The following is a 19,364-nucleotide window of genomic DNA, read 5'->3' as shown; positions in this document are numbered from 1 at the left end:
CGCTATACACGGCGTTGCGTCTGGCGTCGGAGCTTGCTTCCGTCCTAGGACGCGCGCAACGCAATCCGGACGCCCCGCGACCATGACCCTGACGATGCGATCGCTGTTCTCCGCCCTCGCTCTGGCCCTCGTCGCCCTCCCCGCGGCCGCCGTCGAGATCAAGACGGCGACCGGGCCGGCGTCGTTCAACGCGCCGCCGAAGCGGGTGGCCGTGTTCGACCTCGCGGCCCTCGACACGCTCGAACGCCTCGGCGTCACGCCGGTCGGCGTGCCGAACCAGCTCTACCTGCCCGAGTTCAAGCAGATCGCCGCGAAGGCCGCCCCCGTGGGCACGCTGTTCGAGCCGGACCTTGAGGCGTTGAACGCCGCGGAGCCGGACCTCGTCATCGTCGGCAGCCGCTCCTCGCCGCGCGCAGCGGCGACCCGCCGGGTGGCGCCGACGATCGACATGACCATCACCGGGGCCGACCTGATCGCGCAGGCCGAGGAACGGCTCGCCGCCTACGGCGCGCTGTTCGGCAAGGAAGCGGAGGCCGCGGCGGCCAAGGCCGAGCTGGACGCGGCCGTCGCAAAGGCGCGCGAGGCGGCGGCCGGCAAAGGCTCGGCGCTGATCCTGATGACCAACGGGCCGAAGATCACGGCCTACGGCGCGAACTCCCGTTTCGGCTGGATGCTGACCTCGCTCGGCCTGACCTCGGCCATCGGCGGCTCCCAATCGACGCCGCACGGCGAATCCGTCTCGTTCGAATTCGTGGCCAAGGCGAACCCCGATTGGCTGATCGTCATCGACCGGGCCGCGGCGATCGGCGCGAACGACCAGAACGCCAAGGCCACGCTCGACAACGAGCTCGTGGCCGGAACCACGGCGTGGAAGAAGAAGCAGGTCGTGTACCTGCCCGCGGCCGACGTCTACGTCGCCGCCGGCGGCGTGCAGGCGACCGGCAGAGTGCTGGCGCGGCTGACGAAAGCCTTCTCCGGCGCGGAATGACCGCGATCGCCGCCCGCCTGACGCGTCCTGGCCTCGCCGCCGGCGGGGCGCTCGCGCTTCTGTTCGTGGCGAGCCTCGTCGTCGGAGTGGGCGACGTCTCGCTATCCCGACTTACGCACGACCCGGAAGCGTGGCGGCTCGTGTTCGCCAGCCGCCTGCCGCGGACGCTTGCCGCCGTGCTCGCCGGCGCGGGGCTCGCCGTCGCAGGGCTTGTGATGCAGGCGCTGGCGCGGAACCGCTTCGTCGAACCCACCACCGCCGGCACCGACCAGAGCGCCGCCGCCGGCGTGCTGCTGATGACCCTGCTGTGGCCGTCGTCCTCGCTGCCGGTGAAGACCGCGGGCGCAGCCGCCGCGGCGCTCGCCGGCACTTCGGTGTTTCTCGCGGTCGCGCACCGCCTGCCGCCGAACCAGCCGTTCCTGGTCCCGCTGTTCGGGCTCATCTACGGCGCCGTGCTCGGCTCCGCCGCCATGTTCGTCGCCTGGCAGGCGGATCTGATCCAGTTCTTCGAGATTTGGACCCGCGGCGAGTTCTCGGGCGTCCTGCGCGGGCGCTACGAGCTGCTGTGGTTGAGCGCGGCGATGGTGGCTCTCGCCTGGTGGGCGGCCGATCGGCTGACGATCCTGTCGCTCGGGCGCGACGTGAGCATCGGGCTGGGCCTCGACTATGAGGCGATGATGCGGCTCGGCCTCGTCATCGTCTCGGTGGTGTCCGCCCTGACGGTCGTCGTGGTGGGCATGATCCCCTTCGTCGGGCTGGTGGCGCCGAACCTCGTCACCCGCGCGCTGGGCGACGATCTGCGCCGCGCCGCGCCCTGGACGGCCTTTGCGGGCGCGGCGCTGACGCTGAGCTGCGACATCCTTGGCCGTATCGTGCGCTACCCCTACGAAATTCCGGTCGGGACCATTCTCGGCGCCGTCGGCGCAGCGCTGTTCCTGTGGCTGCTGTTCGGGCGTCGGGCATGACCGAACGCGCCCCCCTCGCGCTCGCGGCGCTGGCCGCGCTCGCGCTGCTTGCGACCGCGGCGTTTCTGGCGCTCAACCTGCGCGGCGACATCGGCTTCGCGCTGGAACTGCGCGGCGCGCGCCTGCTGGCGCTCGTCTGCGTCGGGGTCGCGATCGCGACCTCGACCGTCGTGTTCCAGACCGTCACCGGCAACCGGATCCTGACGCCGTCCGTCATGGGCCTCGACGCCCTCTATGGCTTCGTCCAGATCGGGCTGGTGTTCGCGCTCGGAGGCCTCGGCTTCGCGACGCTCGACCCGCGCGCGAAGTTCGCCGGCGAGACCGCCCTGATGACCGCGATGGCGCTCGCGCTGTTCCTGCCCATGCTGCGGGCCCGGCTCGACATGACGCTGATGCTGCTTTCAGGCGTCGTCCTCGGCGTGCTGCTGCGCAGCCTGTCATCGCTGCTGGCCCGGGTGATCGACCCGAACGACTTCGCCATCGCGAGCGGCGCGAGCTTCGCGAGCTTCAACGCCGTGCGCGGCGATCTGCTGGCCGTTGCGTCCGTCATGACCATCGCGGCCTGCGCCGTCGTCTGGCGCGTGCGCCACGTGCTCGACGTGCTGGCGCTCGGTCAGGACGCCTCGACCGCGCTGGGCGTCGACTGGCGCCGGACCGTCGCAGGACTGCTCGCGCTGGTGGCCGCGCTGGTCGCGGTCTCGACGGCGCTGGTGGGACCCATGGTGTTCGTCGGCCTTCTGGTCGTCGCCCTGGCGGAGCGACTGGTGAACACCCGCCGGCACGCGGTACTGCTGCCCGCCGCGGCGCTGACCGCCATCGTCGTGCTGGTCGGCGGACAGGCGACGTTGCAGCACGGACTGGGCGGCGCCTCGGCGCTCGCCATCGTGGTCGAATTCGCGGGCGGGCTGCTGTTCCTCGCCCTGCTGTTCGCGGAAAGCCGTCGACGATGATCCGTATCGAGAACGTCTCCTTCGCCCGCGGCGGAACCGAAATCCTGCGCGACGTCTCTCTGGAGCTGCCATCGGGCGGCGTGACCGCGATCGTCGGGCCGAACGGCGCTGGCAAGTCCACGCTGCTGTCGCTGATCGGACGCCTACAGCCGCTTCAGGCGGGCCGCATAACGGTCGGCGGCCACGCGGTCGACTCCACCCCGGGCGCGGAACTCGCAAAAGTTCTCGCCATCCTGCGGCAGGACAACGGCGTGGCGAGCCGGCTTCGCGTCAGGGAGCTGGTGGCCTTCGGCCGCTTCCCGCACAGCCGGGGACGCCTCGGGGAGGATGACCGCGCGTGCGTGGCGGCCTCGCTCGCCGCATTCGGCCTCGACTCGTTCGCCGAGCGGTTCGTGGAGACGCTGTCCGGCGGGCAGCGCCAGCGGGCGCTCATCGCCATGGCCTTCTGTCAGGACACGCCCTGCCTGCTGCTCGACGAGCCGTTGAACAATCTCGACATGTTCCACGCTCGCGACCTGATGCGCCGCCTGCGCGCAGCGGCGGACGAACGTGGGCGCACCGTGGTGGCGGTGCTGCACGACATCAACCACGCCGCCGCCTACGCTGACCGCATCATTGCCATGAAGGACGGCCGCGTGGTCGCTGACAGTCCGCCCGCCGAGCTGATGACGCCGGAAACGCTTGAACGCGTCTTCGGACACCGCATCCGCGTCACGACGATCGACGGTCGACCGGTCGCTCTGCACCACCTCTGACCGCGGCTTGGGAGACCGAGGCGGCATTCGGTCGCGGCGCGCAATCCTGCGGCGCGAACGCGCTCTCCGCGCACGAGCCAATCGGCCTACTCTGATTTATTACAATTCTAGTTTGCATAAAGAAATTGACAGGGCTTAGGAAATCCCGTTCTTCGCAGAGGTGTGAGCATTATATTTTCGAATTGTTCCAGTCTACTTGAACATCATGAAGCAGCACGCCTCAGACATCGCAGCTTTTGGCTATGGTTCCGGCGCCCAGGAACGCGCTCGTCCGGGCGGCGAGCTTCGTAAGCTCTATGTGACGGAACGCGCGCGTCTTCGCCGTCTGGTGCGCCGGATCGTCGGCAGCGCCGACGTGGCCGAGGACGTGGTGCAGGATGCTTTCGTCAAGCTCAGCGGCCGCGACATCGGCTCCGCCGACGTCGGTCTTCTCGTGCGCACCGCCCAGAACCTCGCGCGCGACGTCATGCGCTCGGATCGCGTACGCGCGGCCTACGCCGACCAGATGCGCCCGGAGCAGATTGCGGCGGGGCCCGTCGCGCCCGACGACGCGGCCGCACGCCGCGAAGAGCTGGGCGACCTTCTCGATGCGCTCCAGGCGCTGCCCGAGCGGACCCGGCGCATCTTCCTCCTCAGCCGCGTGGACGAGGTGAGTTACCCGCAGATCGCGCGGATGCTCGGCGTCTCGGTCTCGACGGTCGAGAAGGACATGATCTCTGCGATCGAGTTCTGCCGCAGCTGGCGCCGCCGTCGCGGATAATTTGAGGACGTCCAACTCCAGAAACGTTCCGGTATATAGACTGAGCCGAGCGTTCCGGGGACGACCTCAAAGCATGATCCGCACCGAGTCAGACGGCGATTCCGCCGACCGCGCTGCGCGCGAAGCGACCGGTTGGTTCGTGCGCCTCAACAACCCGCTCGCGACGGACGACGACCGGCGGGCGTTTCGCGCCTGGCTCGACGCCGATCCGGCGCACGCGGACGCCATCGGCGAGACCCGCGATCTGTGGGACCGGCTTGAGGCCCCCGCCAACCGTCTCGGCGCGAGCGGGTGGCACCGCGAGATCACTCCGCCGCGCCGTCGAAAACGTAGAACGGCCGCGATCGCGGCCGCGCTTCTGGCCACGGGCTTTGCCTGCCTCGCGATCTGGCGCGACGCCGGATTGATCGATCGCGCCTTCGCGGATCACGCCACCCGGCCGGGCGAGCGGCTTGAGGTCGTGCTTTCCGACGGCACGCGGCTTTATCTCGATGGCGACAGCGCTCTCGACGCCTCGTTCGCGCCGGCCGCGCGCGACGTGACGCTGCTGCGCGGACGGGCGTGGTTCGATGTGGCGCCCGACCCGGCCAGACCGTTCATCGTCCATGCCGGAGCGATCCAGGCGCGCGTGCTTGGCACCGGGTTCGCCATCGACCGCGACGCCGGCAGCGTGGTCGTGGACCATGGCTCGGTGCTGGTGATGGTCAGGGGCGCGCAGACCGTCGGCCTAGCCGCGAACCAACGCACTGCGCTCGCCTCAGACGGCGCGCTCGAGCCGCCGACGATGGTGGATCCGGGCGTCGCGCTCGCCTGGCGCCACGGCCTCATCGTTCTCGACGCCGCGCCTCTGGCCGACGTGGCGACAGAACTCGCCCGGCTGGAGCCCGGCCGCCTGCTCATTCCGGACCCGAAGCTCGCCGCCCTGCGGCTGTCGGGCGTCTTCCGGGCCGACGACCCCGACGCGATCGTCGAGGCCATGCGCGCCGGCCTTGGCCTCAAAGCCATGTCGCTGCCCGGCGTCGCGACGGTGCTCTACCGCTGAACAATTCCGATCGGAATTTTTACGGGGTCGACCGGCATTGCCCGTTTCCGCTTTGGGAGCCGCGAGCGCGCGGCCCGTGCGCGACGGGGCCTTGGCGACCATGAAACTCCTGAGGCGAGCGGCGCTGCTGTGGGCAAGCGCGCCCCTGCTCGCAACCGCAGCGTCGCTGGCGGCGGCCGGTGCTGCGAACGCGCAGACCGAAGCCGGGGCGACTTATACCTTCGACATTCCGGCGAAACCGCTGCTCTCCGCGTTCGCCGATTACACCCGACTGACCGGCGTGCAGATCCTGCGCCCCAGCGCTCAACGGCTCACCGGCCGATCACGGTCGGTCTCGGGCCAGCTCGACGCCGACACAGCGCTGCGCCGGATGCTCGAGGGCAGCGGCCTCGTCCACTCCTTCAGCACTCCGAGCGCCGCGACGCTGTATCCCCTCAACGAACCGCTCGCGCCGGTCCAGCTTGCGGGCGGGGCGACGCCGCTCGAAGAAATCACCGTCACGGGCGAAGGCGCCGAGGACGCGCCGAGCGGCGCGCCCGGCTCGTTCGTCGTGACCGCCTCCGACATCGCGCGCAAGAACCCGCAGGACGTCAAGGACCTGTTCGGCGGCGAGCCAGGCGTGCAGGTCGGTTCCTCGATCCCGTTGTCGCAGAAGGTCTATGTCCGCGGCATTGAGGAGACCAACCTCGCCGTCTCGATCGACGGCGCGGCGCAGAACAACAAGGTCTTCCACCACAACGCCACGACCTACATCGATCCCGGCCTTCTGAAGCAGGCGCGCGTCGACCCGTCCGTGGCTCCGGCCAACGCCGGCTTCGGCGCTCTCGCAGGCTCGATCGCTTACGAGACCAAAGATGTTGCGGACCTGCTCGGCCACGACCGCGAGGGCGTCGGCGGCGTCGTGAAGGGCACGTTCAATTCGAACGGCGGCGTGTTCGGAACGTCCGTCACCGGTTACGGCAAGCAGAACGGTTTCGAGGCGCTCGGCTACCTCAACTGGGAGAAAGGCGGACGCTACGAGAACGGCGGCGACGACAAGATGCGCGGCACCGCGACCGACCTGCTGAGCGGTCTTGGCAAGCTGGCCTACGAAAGCGCGGAAGGCCACCGCTTCGAGGCGAGCTACCAGCGGGTGCTCGACGACGCCATCCGGCCGTTTCGCCCCAACGCCGGGCGGGTCGTGCGCCCGCTGCCGGACGGCGCCACTCCGGAGCCTCCAACCCGGCCGTTCCGCCTCGAGCGCCAGAACGCGATCCTGCACTACAGCATGATCTCGCCCGAAGGGTGGTTCGATCCCAAGGTCGTGCTGGCTTACGGCTCCACGAAAGTGAAAGTGCCCACCTACCCCCGCGATCCCGACACGGGCAGTTTCTTCTACAGCTACGATTCCACCGGCGTGACGAGCACGCTCAACGGCAGGATCGAGAACAAGTTCGCCTTCGCGTTCGGCAGCGTCACCGCAGGCGTCGACTTCCGCAATGATCGCGCCGATCTCAGGGACCGCTTCGACGGCGCCGACGAACGGATGACCAACCTCGGCGCCTACGCCCAGGCGAGGCTGGAGCTGTTCGACCGGACGCGCGTGTCGTTCGGCGCGCGCGGCGATCGCCAGTGGTTCCGAGGATCGAGCGACAGCGACGGCGCGAAGAAGGACCACGGCGGCGTCAGCGTAAACGCGTCCGGCGAATATGACCTGATCGCTGACCTGCTGACGGCGAAGGCCGGCTACTCCCACGTCTGGGCCGGCGTTCCGCTCGCAGAAAACTTCATCATAAATCCGGCCTGGGATTACGCCGGCGGCAGCGGGAAAGACCTCAACGCGACGACGTCCGACAACTATTCCGCAGGTCTGATGGTGCGGCGCGACGGATTCACCGTCGAGGGCTCGCTCTTCAGAACGCAGATCGAGAACGCCCGCAACGCGAAGTTCTCGAACAGCTATCACCCGCCCTACGGCGAAGCGACGGTCCCTGGCGCAACCTGGGCGCCCGATCTGGACACGCGCGGTTTTGAGCTAGGCGTCGGCTATGAGTGGAAGACGGGCTTCGTGCGCGTGAAGTACGCGCATATCGACGTCGATATCGACGGCCGTCGCGGCGACTCGGACACCGGCAACTACATCGCGACCCCCGTGGGCGACATCATCACCATTTCGGCCGCGCACACCTTCGTCGACTGGAACGTCACCGTCGGCGGCGACGTCGAGATCGCGCCCACGTACAGGCGGACGGCGATCAATCCAGAAACGATCACCCCCAAAAAGCCGCGCGGCGATCGCTATCCCGCCTATCCCGCCTACGAGATCGTCAACGCTTTCATCGAATATAGGCCGAGGTTCAAATACGAAACGACGCTGCGGCTCGACGTGACGAATATCTTCGACGAGAACTATTCGAGCCGAGCGTCCTACGGCAGCGAGTTCAACAACGTCACGCCCTTGTTCGAGCCGGGCCGCGCGTTCCTGATGACCGCACAGGTCAAGTTCTGAATGACGGACCTCTCGTTTTGCAGTGACGCGACACGCCTCCGCTGGCGTAGGCGTGTTCGTTCGACGCCGAATGGACCGGAAACAGCCGAAAGGATTTTACGATGCCCGTCACCGAAGGGGCCCGCGTGCCGACCGCGAACGGCGCTCGCTACGTGGCTCAGCTCTGCAAGCACTGGAGCCACAAGCTGGAGGTCGCGCAAAACGGCGATTCCGCCCGCATCGTGCTGCTGAACGACGCCGTGGTGACGCTCGTCGCCCAGCCAGAGACGCTGGACGTCGGCATCGAGGCGGCGTCGCCCGAGGATCTTGAGCTGGCGAAGGACGTCGTCGTCCGCCATCTCGACCGCTTCGCCTTCCGGGAAGCGCCGCTGGCCTATGGCTGGCGCGACGGCGAGGCCTGAGGAGACCGGCTCAGAGCGGCCCGAACCCGCGGATCGGGATCGCGTTCGCGGCGCGCCGGGTTCGGTCGGCGCGCTCTTGCGCGAGACGCTCCACGCACGCCCTTTCGGCCTCGGAGCCCGGCCGGGCTCCCGCCGCCGCGCAACGGTCAGCGTCGCGGCTCGGATCGGCCCCCGCGCATCCCGCAAGCAGCATCAGGACAGGCGCCAGCATTATGGCCTTCATCGGCGCATCCTTCCCGTAACGCTCGCCCGGCCAACGCCAGACGGCGAGACCTTAACCAGCAGACGCGCGGGCCGGAAGCATGCGGGGCGACAAAGGCGGCGCGCAGGCCTAGGCTCGCGCCGCGCAGCGCATCCGAGGCCGCATCCATGTCCCGTATCGACGACTCCCGCCCCTTCGTGCCGCTCGGCGTCGCGATCGTCACCGTCTCCGACACCCGCACGGAGGCTGACGACACGTCCGGCGCGACGCTTGCGGGGCGCGTCGCGGAGGCCGGCCACCGCGTCTCCGGCCGGCGGATCGTGCGCGACGACCGCGAGGCGCTGCGCGCAGCGGTGTGCGCCTTCGTGGCGGATCCTGCGACCGACGTGGTGCTGACGACCGGCGGCACCGGCTTCACAGGCCGCGACGTCAGCCCCGACGCGCTGGAGCCGCTGTTCGAGAAGCGGATGGACGGCTTCTCAAACCTGTTTCACGCCTATTCCAGCGGCGTGATCGGAACCTCGACGCTGCAGTCGCGCGCCACCGCCGGCGTCGCCGGCAAGACCTTCGTGTTCGTGCTGCCGGGCTCGTCCGGCGCCTGCCGGGACGCGTGGGACGGCGTGCTGAAAGCCCAGCTCGACTACCGGCATCGTCCGTGCAATTTCGTTGAAATTCTTCCCCGCCTCGACGAGCACCTGAAGCGCGGCAAGCTGCGCACCGCCTGACGCGGCGCCCGCGGGAACATCCCTAGCTGTAGAGCCGGGACACCAGCCGCGGCGGCACCCGCAGCATCAGCAGGCCGGCGCCGAGCGCGGCCCTCGGCCCGGCGAACGGACGGCGCAGGCGCGGCGCAAGCGCCAAAGACCTGAGCCGCACGATGCGGCCGCGACCGATGCGTCGGATCAGATCGGCTTCCGCCATGGCGGGGATGGACCGGAAGCCGCCGATGCGCGCATAGAGCGAGGCGTGGATGAGCAGGCCCTGCTCGGGCTTCGGCAGGCCCGTCAGCGCGGCACTTAGGGCGGCCAGCCGCTCGACGGCGCGCGCCCGCGCGCCGAAACCGTCGAGGCCGAATGCGAACACCGCCGCGCGCTGATTCTCCTCGCCCCGGCGCTCGACCATCTCGACGAAGCTCCGCACCTCGTGGCGCCAACCCTCGCCGAGCACGACGCCCGGCTCCAGAAACAGGATCCATTGCGATTTCGCGCGCCGGACCGCAGCGTTCAGCCGGCCGGCGCGATCGGCGAAACCGCCTACGACGTTGCAGCCCGCGAGATCGGCGATTTCCAGCGTGCCGTCCGTTGAACCGCCGTCGGCAAGCGTGACGTCGCGGACGACACCGTCCGCCGCGCCCGCCACCAGGGACGACAGCGTCGGCACCAGAGTGCGCTCGTCATTGCGGGTCGGAATGATCACGCTCAGCATGAGCAGGAGGTGTACCACGGCGGAAGCCAGGAGTCTGTGGCGCCGTTGCGCGGGCGAAGCGTCGCGTACGGACGACAACGTTCTTGATTTGTTCCAGAAGCTCTCTTAGCTTCTGGTCATGGCCCAGACTGCTCGCTCCTTCGCTCCCCCACACGCGGCTCCGCCGATCGTCGACCCGGCGCGGCGGCGCGGGCGGGGCGTGGTCTCCAACGCCAGCGGCCGCTTCGAGCCTTACGCCCGCGTCGAGGAGGACGACGGCTGGGAGAGCCTCGCCGAGGCGCCGGCGTTCCGCACCGACGTCGCGCTCGAGACCGCGCGCACCGCGATCACCCGCAATCAGTCGCCGGACATCGCTTTCGACCGTTCGATCAATCCCTATCGCGGCTGCGAGCATGGCTGCGTCTACTGCTTCGCGCGGCCGACGCACGCCTATCTCGGGCTGTCGCCGGGGCTCGATTTCGAGACCAGGCTGACGGCGAAGCCGAACGTCGCCGAACTGCTGCGCCGCGAGCTCTCGGCGCCGTCTTACAAGCCGCGCACGATCGCGCTCGGGACCAACACGGATCCCTACCAGCCGATCGAGCGGACGCACCGGCTGACGCGGCAGATTCTCGAGGTGCTGGAGGAGACCCGGCATCCCGTGGGCATCGTGACCAAATCGGCGCTTGTGCTCAGGGACCTCGACATCCTCGGGCGCATGGCGGCGCAGGGGCTTGCGAAGGTCGCCGTTTCGATCACGACCCTCGACCCGACGCTCGCGCGAGATATGGAGCCCCGCGCGCCGACGCCCGCCCGGCGGCTCGAAACGGTCGCGCGGCTCGCCCAGGCGGGCGTGCCCGTGACCGTCCTGACCGCGCCGATCATTCCGTCGCTCAACGAGCACGAGATCGACCGCCTGCTTGAAGCCGCCAAGGCCGCCGGCGCGACCGAGGCCGGCTATGTGCTGCTTCGCCTGCCGGACGAGATCAAGGACCTGTTCCGCGAATGGCTGATGGAGCGACATCCCGCGAAGATGCGCCGAATCCTGTCGATCGTGCGCGAGACCCGCGGCGGCAAGCTCTACGATTCGGGGTGGGGCGTGCGGCAGACCGGGGAAGGCGTCACCGCCTGGACCATCGGCCGCCGCTTCGAACTGGCCTCGCGGCGGCTCGGACTCGACCGGCGGCATCTGAGGCTGCGCACCGATCTGTTCACGCCCCCGCCTCGTAAGGGGCAGGCCGGCGAGCAGTTGTCGCTTTTCGATGACAAACCGGCGGCGCGCGTTAACGTGTGACTCACTATGAGCAGGGGTCATCGTCAACACACCCCTCGAGCCTAGGCGCCGGATGCCGCTTCCCCTCAATCTCACGCTCGTCACGCTCGGCGTCGCCGACATCGCGCGCTCGACCGCCTTCTACGAGGCGCTCGGGCTGAAGGCCGCGCGGGACAGCAACGCAAACGTGACGTTCTTCAACACCAGCGGGCCGGTGCTGTCGGTCTACAGCCGCGCCGCGCTCGCCGCCGACGCGCAGCTTCCGTCCGAAGGCGATGGTTTTCGCGGGCTGTCGCTGGCGTGGAACCTCGCCTCCGAAGCGGACGTGGACAAGGCGATCGTCCGGATCGTCGCGGCCGGCGGAAAGCTGATCAAGGCCGCCGAGAAGACCTTCTGGGGCGGCTACTCCGGCTACGCCGCCGACCCCGACGATCACCTCTGGGAGATCGCGCACAATCCGGGCTTCCCTTTCGACGACGCCGGCCGCTTGCGCGCCCCCGAATGACGGGCCAATCCCTGCCGATGTCTCCCGTAACGCCTGTCCGAGCCGATCGATGCCGCCGCTGAAGCCGCCCCGCCCGACGCCGTATGTCGCGACCTTCGAACGCGAGCGCGCGTTGATCGCCGCGGGCTGCGGCCCGGTCGCCGGCGTCGACGAAGCCGGACGGGGACCGCTTGCGGGACCGGTGGTCGCCGCGGCCGTCATTCTCGATCCCGATCGTATTCCGGCCGGCCTCGCCGACTCGAAAGCGCTGTCGGCGCAGCGGCGGGAAGCTCTGTTCGAGAACATCCTCGCGACCTCCACGGTGTCGTTCGTCTCGGCGTCCACGGCGCGGATCGAACAGTTGAACATCCGCGGCGCGACGCTCTGGGCGATGCGTCAGGCGCTCGGCGGTCTCGCGACCCAACCGGACGTCGCCCTGATCGACGGACGCGACGTCCCGCCGGGGCTCGCCTGCCGCGGCGAGGCTGTGATAGCCGGCGACGCGCAGGTTCTCTCCATCGCCGCGGCCTCGATCGTCGCCAAGGTCGTCCGCGACCGGATGATGCGGCGCGTCGCCGTGAACGCCCCCGGCTACGGCTTCGAGCGTCACATGGGCTACTGCACCCCGGAGCATCTGGCGGCGCTCGCCGCGCTCGGCCCCTGCCCGCACCACCGCAGGGGCTTCGCGCCGGTCGCGGCGCTGCTCGCGGCGGCCGCAGAGTGAGCGACCGCCGCCGCAACGTTCCGTTTACCGTCTTCCTTGACCCGGCCTTTACGTTACCGAACCGAGAATCCGGCCGTTAAGCAGCGTAACGGACGGAGCGTATCTCATGGCTTTTCGGCGCAACGGCGCGGCCCTCGCCGCCGAGCGACCCTCGGCTCCGGCCCTTCCCCTCGACACGATCCTGATCGGCGACTGCATCGCCGAACTCGAGAAGCTGCCGCCGGCCTCGGTCGATCTCGTCTTCGCCGATCCGCCCTACAATCTGCAGCTCCAGGGCGATCTGCGCCGGCCGGACCAGAGCCTGGTCGACGCCGTCGACGACGCCTGGGACCAGTTCGAGAGCTTCGCCGCCTACGACGCCTTCACCCGCGCCTGGCTTCTGCAGGTCCGCCGGGTGCTGAAGCCGACCGGCACGCTCTGGGTCATCGGCAGCTATCACAACATCTTCCGCGTCGGCTCCGCGCTGCAGGACCTCGGCTACTGGATCCTGAACGACGTGGTCTGGCGCAAGACCAACCCGATGCCGAACTTCCGCGGGCGGCGCTTCACCAACGCGCACGAGACCCTGATCTGGGCGGCGCGGGGCGCGGACGCCAAGGGCTACACCTTCAATTACGAGGCGCTGAAGGCCGGCAACGAAGATCTCCAGCCGCGCTCCGACTGGCTGATCCCGATCTGCTCCGGCGGAGAACGGCTCAAGGGCGACGACGGCCGCAAGGCGCACCCGACCCAGAAGCCGGAGGCGCTGCTCGCGCGCGTGCTGCTCGCGGCCTCGAAGCCCGGCGACGTGGTGCTGGACCCGTTCTTCGGCTCCGGCACCACGGGGGCGGTGGCGAAGCGGCTCGGACGCCGTTTCGTCGGCGTGGAGCGGGACCGCGACTACGCCGCGGCGGCGCAGGCCCGGATCGACGCGGTCACGCCGGACAGCGCGGCGGCGATCGCCCCGGCGCCGGCGAAGCGGGAGGCCCCGCGGGTCGCCTTCGCCACCGTGGTGGAGCGCGGCCTGATCCAGGCCGGCGCGCGCCTGACCGACGCCAGGCGGCGCCATGAGGCGATCGTGCGCGCGGACGGGACGCTGGCGCTCGGCTCCGTCGTCGGCTCGATCCATCGCATCGGCGCCATCGCCCAGAGCGCGGAAGCCTGCAACGGCTGGACCTTCTGGCACATGGAGACCGCCGCGGGGCTCGCCCCGATCGACGCTCTGCGCGAGATCGTCCGCGCCGGGGACGCGGCCTAAGCCCGCGGAGCGGCGCGGCGGACGCCGAGCGCGATGACGAGCCCCGCTGCGACCAGCAGCAGGAACGCCGCGCGCAGGCCATAGGCGTTCGAGAGAAAACCGATCAGCGGCGGCCCCATCAGGCCGCCGCCATAGGCCATGGTGGCGACCATGGCGAGCGCGGCGCCGGGCGCCACCCCCGGCAGGCGGGTCGAGGCCGAGAACAGCACCGGCACCACATTGGCGAAGCCGAGACCGGCGATCGCGAAGCCTGCGAGCGCGACCCACGGCGCGGGGGCCGCGACCACAAGGCCGAGGCCTGCGGCGGCGACGACGCCCGACGCCTGCACCGTGCGCAACGGACCGAGCCGCCCCACCACGCGGTCGCCCGTCAGCCGCGCCGCCGTCATGGCGGCCGAGAAGGCCGCGTAGCCGTAGGCCGCGAGCGCTGGGCCCGCGCCGACCGCCTGGCTCATATAGACCGCGCTCCAGTCGATCATCGCGCCCTCCGCGAGGAAGGCGAGCAGCGCGAGCGCGCCGAGGCCCAGAACCGCTCCCTTCGGCAGGCGGAGGCCGTGCGCCTCCTCCGCGCTCCCGCCGGGAATGGAGAGCCTGAGCGCCGCGAGAGCCGTGATCGCGAGCAGCGCGGCGGCCCCCGCGCCCATGCCCGCCGCCGGCGACATGCCGAGCGCGATCAGGCCGCCGGCGCCCGCAGAGCCCGCCAGTCCGCCGATCGAGAAGAAGGCGTGGATGGACGACATGATCGGCCGTCCGAGCGCCTTCTCGATCGCTGCCGCATGGGCGTTCATGGCGACGTCGAGGCCGCCGATCAGGGCGCCGAGCATGAAGGCCGACGCCATCAGCGCCGCGGCGCCCGGCGCGTGCGGCGGCAGGGCGACGGCCGCGGAGAACAGCGCGCCCGCCACGATCGTGGTCGGAGCGGCCCCGAATCGGTGGAGCACGAGCCCCGTGACCGGCATCGCAAGCACCGCGCCGACGCCCATCGCGAGCAGCACGAACCCGAGGCCGGCGTCGTCGAGCCCGAGGCCCGCTTTCAGCAGCGGGATATGCGCGGCCCAGACGCCGAGGCCCGCGCCCGAAACCAGGAAAATCGCCGCGACCGATATCCGGGCGAGCGTGAGCGTGCGGCGATCGACGGCGCCGGTCTGCGGAGCGGTCATCGGCTGGCGGCGGTCCGGGACGAGGATGGGGCGTTTTCGCGCGCGAGCGCGACGACCTTGCGGAACACCGAGGGCAAGGCCTCGCCGTCGAGCTCGTTCCGCGCCGCCCAGCGGGCGCCGGGAGGCGCGGCGAGGGTCATCGGCGCCTCCGCGGCCAGCACCGCGAGTTCGAGCGCGAAGTGGCTGAACACATGCGTCACCGCGCCGGGCAACCGCCGCCATCGCGCCGCGACGGGGGCCTCGACCGCGAGCGCAGCGACGGGAGCCGCGAGGTCGACGTCCTCCGCCCAACGTCCGGTCGGGGTCTCGGTCATGCCGCCCAACAGCCCCTTCGGCGGCCGGCTGCGCACCAGCACGGCGCCGTCCGCGCGCTCCAGCCAGAACGCGACGCCTCGGCGCGAGGGCCGCTCGGCCTTGGCGGCCTTTCGCGGAAAGCTGTCCTGATCGGCGCGCGCGCGGGCGAGGCAGGGATCGTCCCACGGACAGAGCGCGCAGGCCGGCCGCTTCGGCGTGCAGATGGTGGCGCCGAGGTCCATGGTGGCCTGGGCGAAATCGCCGGGCCGCTCCGCCGGGGCGATCGTCGCGGCGAGCGCGCGCAGCTTCGGCTTGGCCGCCGGCATGGCCTCCTCGACCGCGAACAGCCGCGCGACCACGCGCTCCACATTGCCGTCGACCACGACCGCAGGCTGGTCGAAGGCGATCGCGGCGATCGCGGCGGCCGTGTAGGGCCCGACGCCCGGCAGCGCGAGCAGCTCAGCCTCGCGCGCGGGAAAGCGGCCGCCGTGCCGCTCGACCACCGCCTGCGCGCAGGCGTGCAGGTTGCGGGCGCGGGAGTAATAGCCGAGCCCCGCCCACAGCTTCAGCACGTCGTCGAGCGGCGCCGCGGCGAGCGCGCGAACGTCCGGGAACCGCGCGAGGAACCGCAGGAAATACGGACCCGCCGCCTTCACGGTGGTCTGCTGCAGCATGATCTCGGACAGCCAGACCCGGTACGCATCGACGCGCTCGCCCGCCTCCGCCCGCCACGGCAGGCGGCGACGGTTGCGGTCGTACCAGGCGAGCAGCGCCGCCGGCTCCGGCGCGCGCAGGGTTTCGGCGGAAGGCGCCAAGGCCTAGACTCGGGACTGTCGGAAGGTCATGTCGCCGGCAGCCTAACGGGAGCACGTCCGGATGAAAACGCCCCGCCGCGCCGCCGCGCTGTCGGAACTTGCGCCGAAGGCGCTCGGGCCGGCGGTGGCGCGTCAGGGCTTCGCCGGCGCGGAGATCGTGGCGCGCTGGGCGACGATCGTCGGACCGGAGATCGCGGCCTGCTCGGTGCCGGTCAAGCTCAGCGCCCCTCCGCGCGGCCAGGCGCCGGACCCCGACGCGCCGCCGCCGCTCTCCACGCTGCTGATTCGGGTCGAGGGCGCCTTCGCGCTCGAAGTGCAGCACCGGACGCCGGACATCCTCGCACGGGTGAACGCCCATCTCGGCTGGGCCTGCGTCGGCGCGCTGCGGCTGCGGCAGGGTCCGATCTCGGGCTTCAAGCGGGCGAGGCGCGCCGAGCCGGAACCGCCTCCCCCCGCCACGCCGGAGGAGGAGGCGCGCGTCCGCGCGGCGGCGGCGGGCGTCGACGAGCCGGCGCTCGCCGAAGCGCTCGACCGGCTCGGGAAAGCCGTGCTCGCCCGCCGGCGCGTCACGCGAGCGTGAGGCCTCGCGTGAGCGGCGAGCATGCTCCCGCCACATTCCGCTTGCGAATAACGGACTTCGGGTCGACCTTGCGCGCCCGCTGAACGCTCCGATGCGAGACCGCTGCCCGACGTGGCGCATGACCGAGGACGCCGCCTGTGATCCTGAACCGCCGCCGCTTTCTTGAGACCGCAGCCGTGACGACCATGGGCGCGGCCGCCGCCGCCGCCCTGCTGCTGGAGCCGCGCTTCGGCTTCGTGGCGGCCGCCGCAGCTCAGGCGCCGAGCGCCGACGAGCTCGCGGTCGCGGGCCCGCTGGGCGAGAACGTGGAAGGCAAGGACGACGCTCCGGTCACCATCATCGAATACGCCTCGATGACCTGCGGACACTGCGCCGTCTTCGCCGCCGAGACCTTCCCCAAGCTCAAGGCGAACTACATCGACACCGGCAAGGTGCGCTTCGTGCTACGCGAGTTCCCGCTCGATCCGCTGGCGGCGGCGGGCTTCATGCTCGCCCGCTGCGCCGGCCAGGACAAATTCTTCCCCGTGGTGGACGCGCTGTTCGCCAAGCAGAAGGAATGGGCCTACTCCAACGATCCGGTCGCCGGCCTGCAGAACATCAGCAAGCAGTTCGGCTTCACACAAGAAAGCTTCGAGTCCTGCTTGACGAATCAGGAGATGCTGGACGGTGTGAACTGGGTGCGCCAGCGCGGCGCGGAGAAGTTCGGAGTGAATTCCACCCCGACCTTCTTCATCAACGGCAAGATCCATCGCGGGGCGATCAAGTTTGAGGACCTGGAGAAGATCCTGGAGCCTCTGCTCAAGGCCTGATCGTACGGGCCTGACCTTCCCTCGCGCCCGTGAGGCGCGGCGATGAACTTCACCAAGCTCCGCGTCGTCGGCTTCAAGACCTTCGTCGAGCCGACGGACGCGCCGATCGAGCCGGGGCTGACGGGCATCGTCGGCCCCAACGGCTGCGGCAAGTCCAATCTCGTCGAGGCCATGCGCTGGGTGATGGGCGAAAGCTCGTTCAAATCCCTGCGCGCCTCCGGGATGGAGGACGTGATCTTCGCCGGCAGCGGCGGCCGGCCGGCGCGCAACCACACCGAAGTCACGCTCACCCTCGACAATTCGGCCCGCACCGCGCCCGAGCCCTTCAACGGCTCCGACGAGATCGAGGTCAGCCGCCGGATCGCGCGCGGGCTCGGCTCCACCTACCGGATCAATGGTCGCGAGGTGCGCGCCCGCGACGTGCAGCTGCTGTTCGCCGACGCCTCCTCCGGCGCGCGCTCGCCGGCGCTCGTCGGCCAGGGCCGCGTCGGCGAGATCATCAACGCCCGCCCGGAGCAGCGCCGCCGCATCCTTGAGGAGGCCGCCGGCATCGCCGGCCTGCACCAGCGCCGCCGTGAGGCCGAGCAGCGGCTCGACGGCGCCGAGCAGAACCTCGCCCGCGTCGAGGACGTGCTCGGCCAGCTCGACCAGCGCGGCGAGGCGCTGCGCCGGCAGGCGAAGACCGCCGAGCGCTACCGCGCCCTGACCGACGAGATTCGCTCGATGGAGAGCGTCGCGCTGGTGGTCGACCACCAGGCGGCGGCCGTCGCCGAGGCCGAGGCCGCGTCCGCCGAGGCGGCTGCGGTGGCGGCGGTGGGCGCAGCGATGCGCGAACAGGGCGAGGCCGCGCGCGCCGAAGCGGTGGCGGCCCATGCGCTCGGGCCCGCGCGTTCCGCGGCGGCGGACGCGGAGGCGGAGCGGCTGCGGCTCGCGCAGGAGGCCGCGGCGCTCGAAGGCGAGGAGGCGCGGGCGCGCTCCCGCCTCGACGAACTTGCGCGCCAGATCGCCCAGATCGACGGCGACCTCGCCCGCGAAGCGGCCCTCGCCGAGGACGCCGCCGCGAGCCTGTCGCGGCTCGCCGAAGCCGAATCCGCGCTTGGATCCGACGACCCTTCGATCACGGACGCCGCTCGCGCGGAGGTCACGGCGCGGCTTGAGGCCGCCGAAAACCGCCTCGCCGAGGCCGAGGCCGCGGTCGCCACGGCGACGGCCGAAGCCGCGGCACGGCTCGCCGAGCGCCGGGATCTCGCCCGGCGCCGCGACGACGCGTCGGCGCGCCGCGACGCCCTTGCGCGCGAGGCCGAGGCGCTTGCTCGCGAGGCCGCTACGCTTGCGCGCGAAGCCGGCGCGCTCGGCGACGCCGACGCGCTCGCGCTCCGGGCCGAGGAAGCGCGCGCCCGCGCCGGGCAAGCGGAACGCGCCGCGGAGGCCGCCGAGGCCGCCCATGTCCGCGCGCGCTCCGACGAATCCGCCGCGCGCGGCCCGGCGGCGCAGGCCAACGCCCGCGCCGAGCGCGCCTCGTCCGAAGCCCGCACCCTCGCCAAACTGCTGGCGACCGACGCCGGCCGAGCGTTCCCGGCGGCGCTCGAACTGCTCGTTGTCGACCGCGGCTTCGAGACCGCGCTCGGGGCCGCGCTCGGTGACGATCTCGACGCCGCGATCGACCCGCGGGCGCCGATCCGCTGGGCGGGCGCCGAAGCCGACGCGGCCGACCCTGCGCTTCCCGCCGGCGTCACCGCGCTTGGCGTCCATGTGGTCGCGCCGCCGGAGCTCGCGCGGCGGCTGGCGCAGATCGGCGTCGTCGACCGCGCCGACGGCGAGCGGCTACGCAGGAGCCTTGCGGTCGGCCAGCGGCTCGTCAGCCGCGAGGGCGACCTCTGGCGCTGGGACGGTCTGACGCTCGGCGCCGACGCGCCGACCCCCGCCGCGCGCCGGCTGCAGGAGAAGAACCGGCTTGGGACGGTGGAGCGCGAAGCGGCCGCCGCCCGCGCCGAGGCCGACCGGCTGCGGCTGGTCGTCGACGAGGCCCGCCG

Annotated in this window: 19 protein-coding genes; 16 read left to right on the top strand and 3 right to left on the bottom strand. The window is 71.0% G+C overall.

The window, feature by feature from the left end:
- Nucleotides 1–82: 82 nt before the first annotated feature.
- From ACFSCV_RS04760 to moaB, 9 genes are all read left to right on the top strand, one after another.
- Entirely contained in the window at nt 83–988 is a 906-nt protein-coding gene (locus ACFSCV_RS04760) for a siderophore ABC transporter substrate-binding protein (RefSeq protein ID WP_378797519.1), read from the top strand.
- Complete coding sequence (locus ACFSCV_RS04755; protein ID WP_378797517.1) at nt 985–1,953, top strand: ABC transporter permease; 969 nt, start codon at nt 985–987, stop codon at nt 1,951–1,953. Before ACFSCV_RS04760 ends, ACFSCV_RS04755 begins: the two co-directional genes overlap by 4 nt.
- Nucleotides 1,950–2,903, top strand: a complete 954-nt coding sequence (locus ACFSCV_RS04750; protein WP_378797515.1) for an iron chelate uptake ABC transporter family permease subunit — start codon at nt 1,950–1,952, stop codon at nt 2,901–2,903. The genes ACFSCV_RS04755 and ACFSCV_RS04750 overlap by 4 nt, the downstream gene beginning before the upstream one ends.
- Nucleotides 2,900–3,658, top strand: coding sequence for an iron ABC transporter ATP-binding protein (locus ACFSCV_RS04745; RefSeq protein ID WP_378797513.1), 759 nt, complete (start codon nt 2,900–2,902; stop codon nt 3,656–3,658). The genes ACFSCV_RS04750 and ACFSCV_RS04745 overlap by 4 nt, the downstream gene beginning before the upstream one ends.
- Nucleotides 3,659–3,863: 205 nt before the next feature.
- Nucleotides 3,864–4,418, top strand: coding sequence for an RNA polymerase sigma factor (locus ACFSCV_RS04740; RefSeq protein WP_378797511.1), 555 nt, complete (start codon nt 3,864–3,866; stop codon nt 4,416–4,418).
- 73 nt (nt 4,419–4,491) lie between these two features.
- Nucleotides 4,492–5,460 (top strand): FecR family protein, encoded by a 969-nt coding sequence (locus tag ACFSCV_RS04735; RefSeq protein ID WP_378797509.1) that lies wholly within the window; start codon nt 4,492–4,494, stop codon nt 5,458–5,460.
- A 100-nt stretch (nt 5,461–5,560) separates the two neighbouring features.
- On the top strand, nt 5,561–7,948 hold the full coding sequence (locus ACFSCV_RS04730) for a TonB-dependent receptor domain-containing protein (protein ID WP_378797507.1): 2,388 nt from the start codon (nt 5,561–5,563) through the stop codon (nt 7,946–7,948).
- 101 nt (nt 7,949–8,049) lie between these two features.
- Entirely contained in the window at nt 8,050–8,349 is a 300-nt protein-coding gene (locus tag ACFSCV_RS04725; protein ID WP_378797505.1) for a DUF2218 domain-containing protein, read from the top strand.
- Between the two features lie 369 nt (nt 8,350–8,718).
- Complete coding sequence (gene moaB, locus ACFSCV_RS04720) at nt 8,719–9,276, top strand: molybdenum cofactor biosynthesis protein B (protein WP_378797503.1); 558 nt, start codon at nt 8,719–8,721, stop codon at nt 9,274–9,276.
- Nucleotides 9,277–9,298: 22 nt separating this feature from the next.
- Here moaB and ACFSCV_RS04715 read toward each other — a convergent pair whose 3' ends face one another.
- Nucleotides 9,299–10,054, bottom strand: coding sequence for a glycosyltransferase (locus tag ACFSCV_RS04715; RefSeq protein ID WP_378797501.1), 756 nt, complete (start codon nt 10,052–10,054; stop codon nt 9,299–9,301).
- 40 nt (nt 10,055–10,094) lie between these two features.
- Here ACFSCV_RS04715 and ACFSCV_RS04710 point away from each other — a divergent pair, with 40 nt between their 5' ends.
- The 4 genes from ACFSCV_RS04710 to ACFSCV_RS04695 all read left to right on the top strand — a co-directional run bounded on the left by ACFSCV_RS04710 (nt 10,095) and on the right by ACFSCV_RS04695 (nt 13,673).
- The gene (locus ACFSCV_RS04710; protein WP_378797499.1) at nt 10,095–11,249 is read left to right on the top strand and encodes a PA0069 family radical SAM protein; all 1,155 of its coding nucleotides are present in this window, start codon (nt 10,095–10,097) and stop codon (nt 11,247–11,249) included.
- Nucleotides 11,250–11,301: 52 nt separating this feature from the next.
- Nucleotides 11,302–11,733, top strand: a complete 432-nt coding sequence (locus ACFSCV_RS04705) for a VOC family protein (protein WP_378797497.1) — start codon at nt 11,302–11,304, stop codon at nt 11,731–11,733.
- Between the two features lie 49 nt (nt 11,734–11,782).
- On the top strand, nt 11,783–12,436 hold the full coding sequence (locus tag ACFSCV_RS04700; protein WP_378797495.1) for a ribonuclease HII: 654 nt from the start codon (nt 11,783–11,785) through the stop codon (nt 12,434–12,436).
- A gap of 106 nt (nt 12,437–12,542) precedes the next feature.
- Nucleotides 12,543–13,673, top strand: coding sequence for a site-specific DNA-methyltransferase (locus tag ACFSCV_RS04695; protein WP_378797493.1), 1,131 nt, complete (start codon nt 12,543–12,545; stop codon nt 13,671–13,673).
- Here ACFSCV_RS04695 and ACFSCV_RS04690 read toward each other — a convergent pair.
- A complete protein-coding gene (locus tag ACFSCV_RS04690) occupies nt 13,670–14,833 on the bottom strand; it encodes an MFS transporter (RefSeq protein WP_378797491.1) in 1,164 nt (387 codons plus the stop codon). The genes ACFSCV_RS04695 and ACFSCV_RS04690 overlap by 4 nt on opposite strands.
- Nucleotides 14,830–15,942, bottom strand: a complete 1,113-nt coding sequence (gene mutY, locus ACFSCV_RS04685; protein WP_378797489.1) for an A/G-specific adenine glycosylase — start codon at nt 15,940–15,942, stop codon at nt 14,830–14,832. Before mutY ends, ACFSCV_RS04690 begins: the two co-directional genes overlap by 4 nt.
- 61 nt (nt 15,943–16,003) lie before the next feature.
- Between mutY and ACFSCV_RS04680 the strand changes: the two genes are divergently transcribed.
- From ACFSCV_RS04680 to ACFSCV_RS04670, 3 genes are all read left to right on the top strand, one after another.
- Nucleotides 16,004–16,522, top strand: a complete 519-nt coding sequence (locus ACFSCV_RS04680; protein ID WP_378797487.1) for a DUF721 domain-containing protein — start codon at nt 16,004–16,006, stop codon at nt 16,520–16,522.
- Nucleotides 16,523–16,659: 137 nt separating this feature from the next.
- The gene (locus tag ACFSCV_RS04675) at nt 16,660–17,331 is read left to right on the top strand and encodes a DsbA family protein (protein ID WP_378797485.1); all 672 of its coding nucleotides are present in this window, start codon (nt 16,660–16,662) and stop codon (nt 17,329–17,331) included.
- A gap of 42 nt (nt 17,332–17,373) precedes the next feature.
- On the top strand, nt 17,374–19,364 hold a 1,991-nt coding region (locus ACFSCV_RS04670; protein WP_378797483.1), incomplete at its 3' end, for an AAA family ATPase.

The organism is Methylopila henanensis (assembly GCF_042681025.1).
Classification (GTDB): Bacteria; Pseudomonadota; Alphaproteobacteria; order Rhizobiales; family Methylopilaceae; genus Methylopila; species Methylopila henanensis.
Note: the sequence above shows the minus strand (reverse complement) of the source record. Positions and strands in the feature narration are given on the sequence as shown.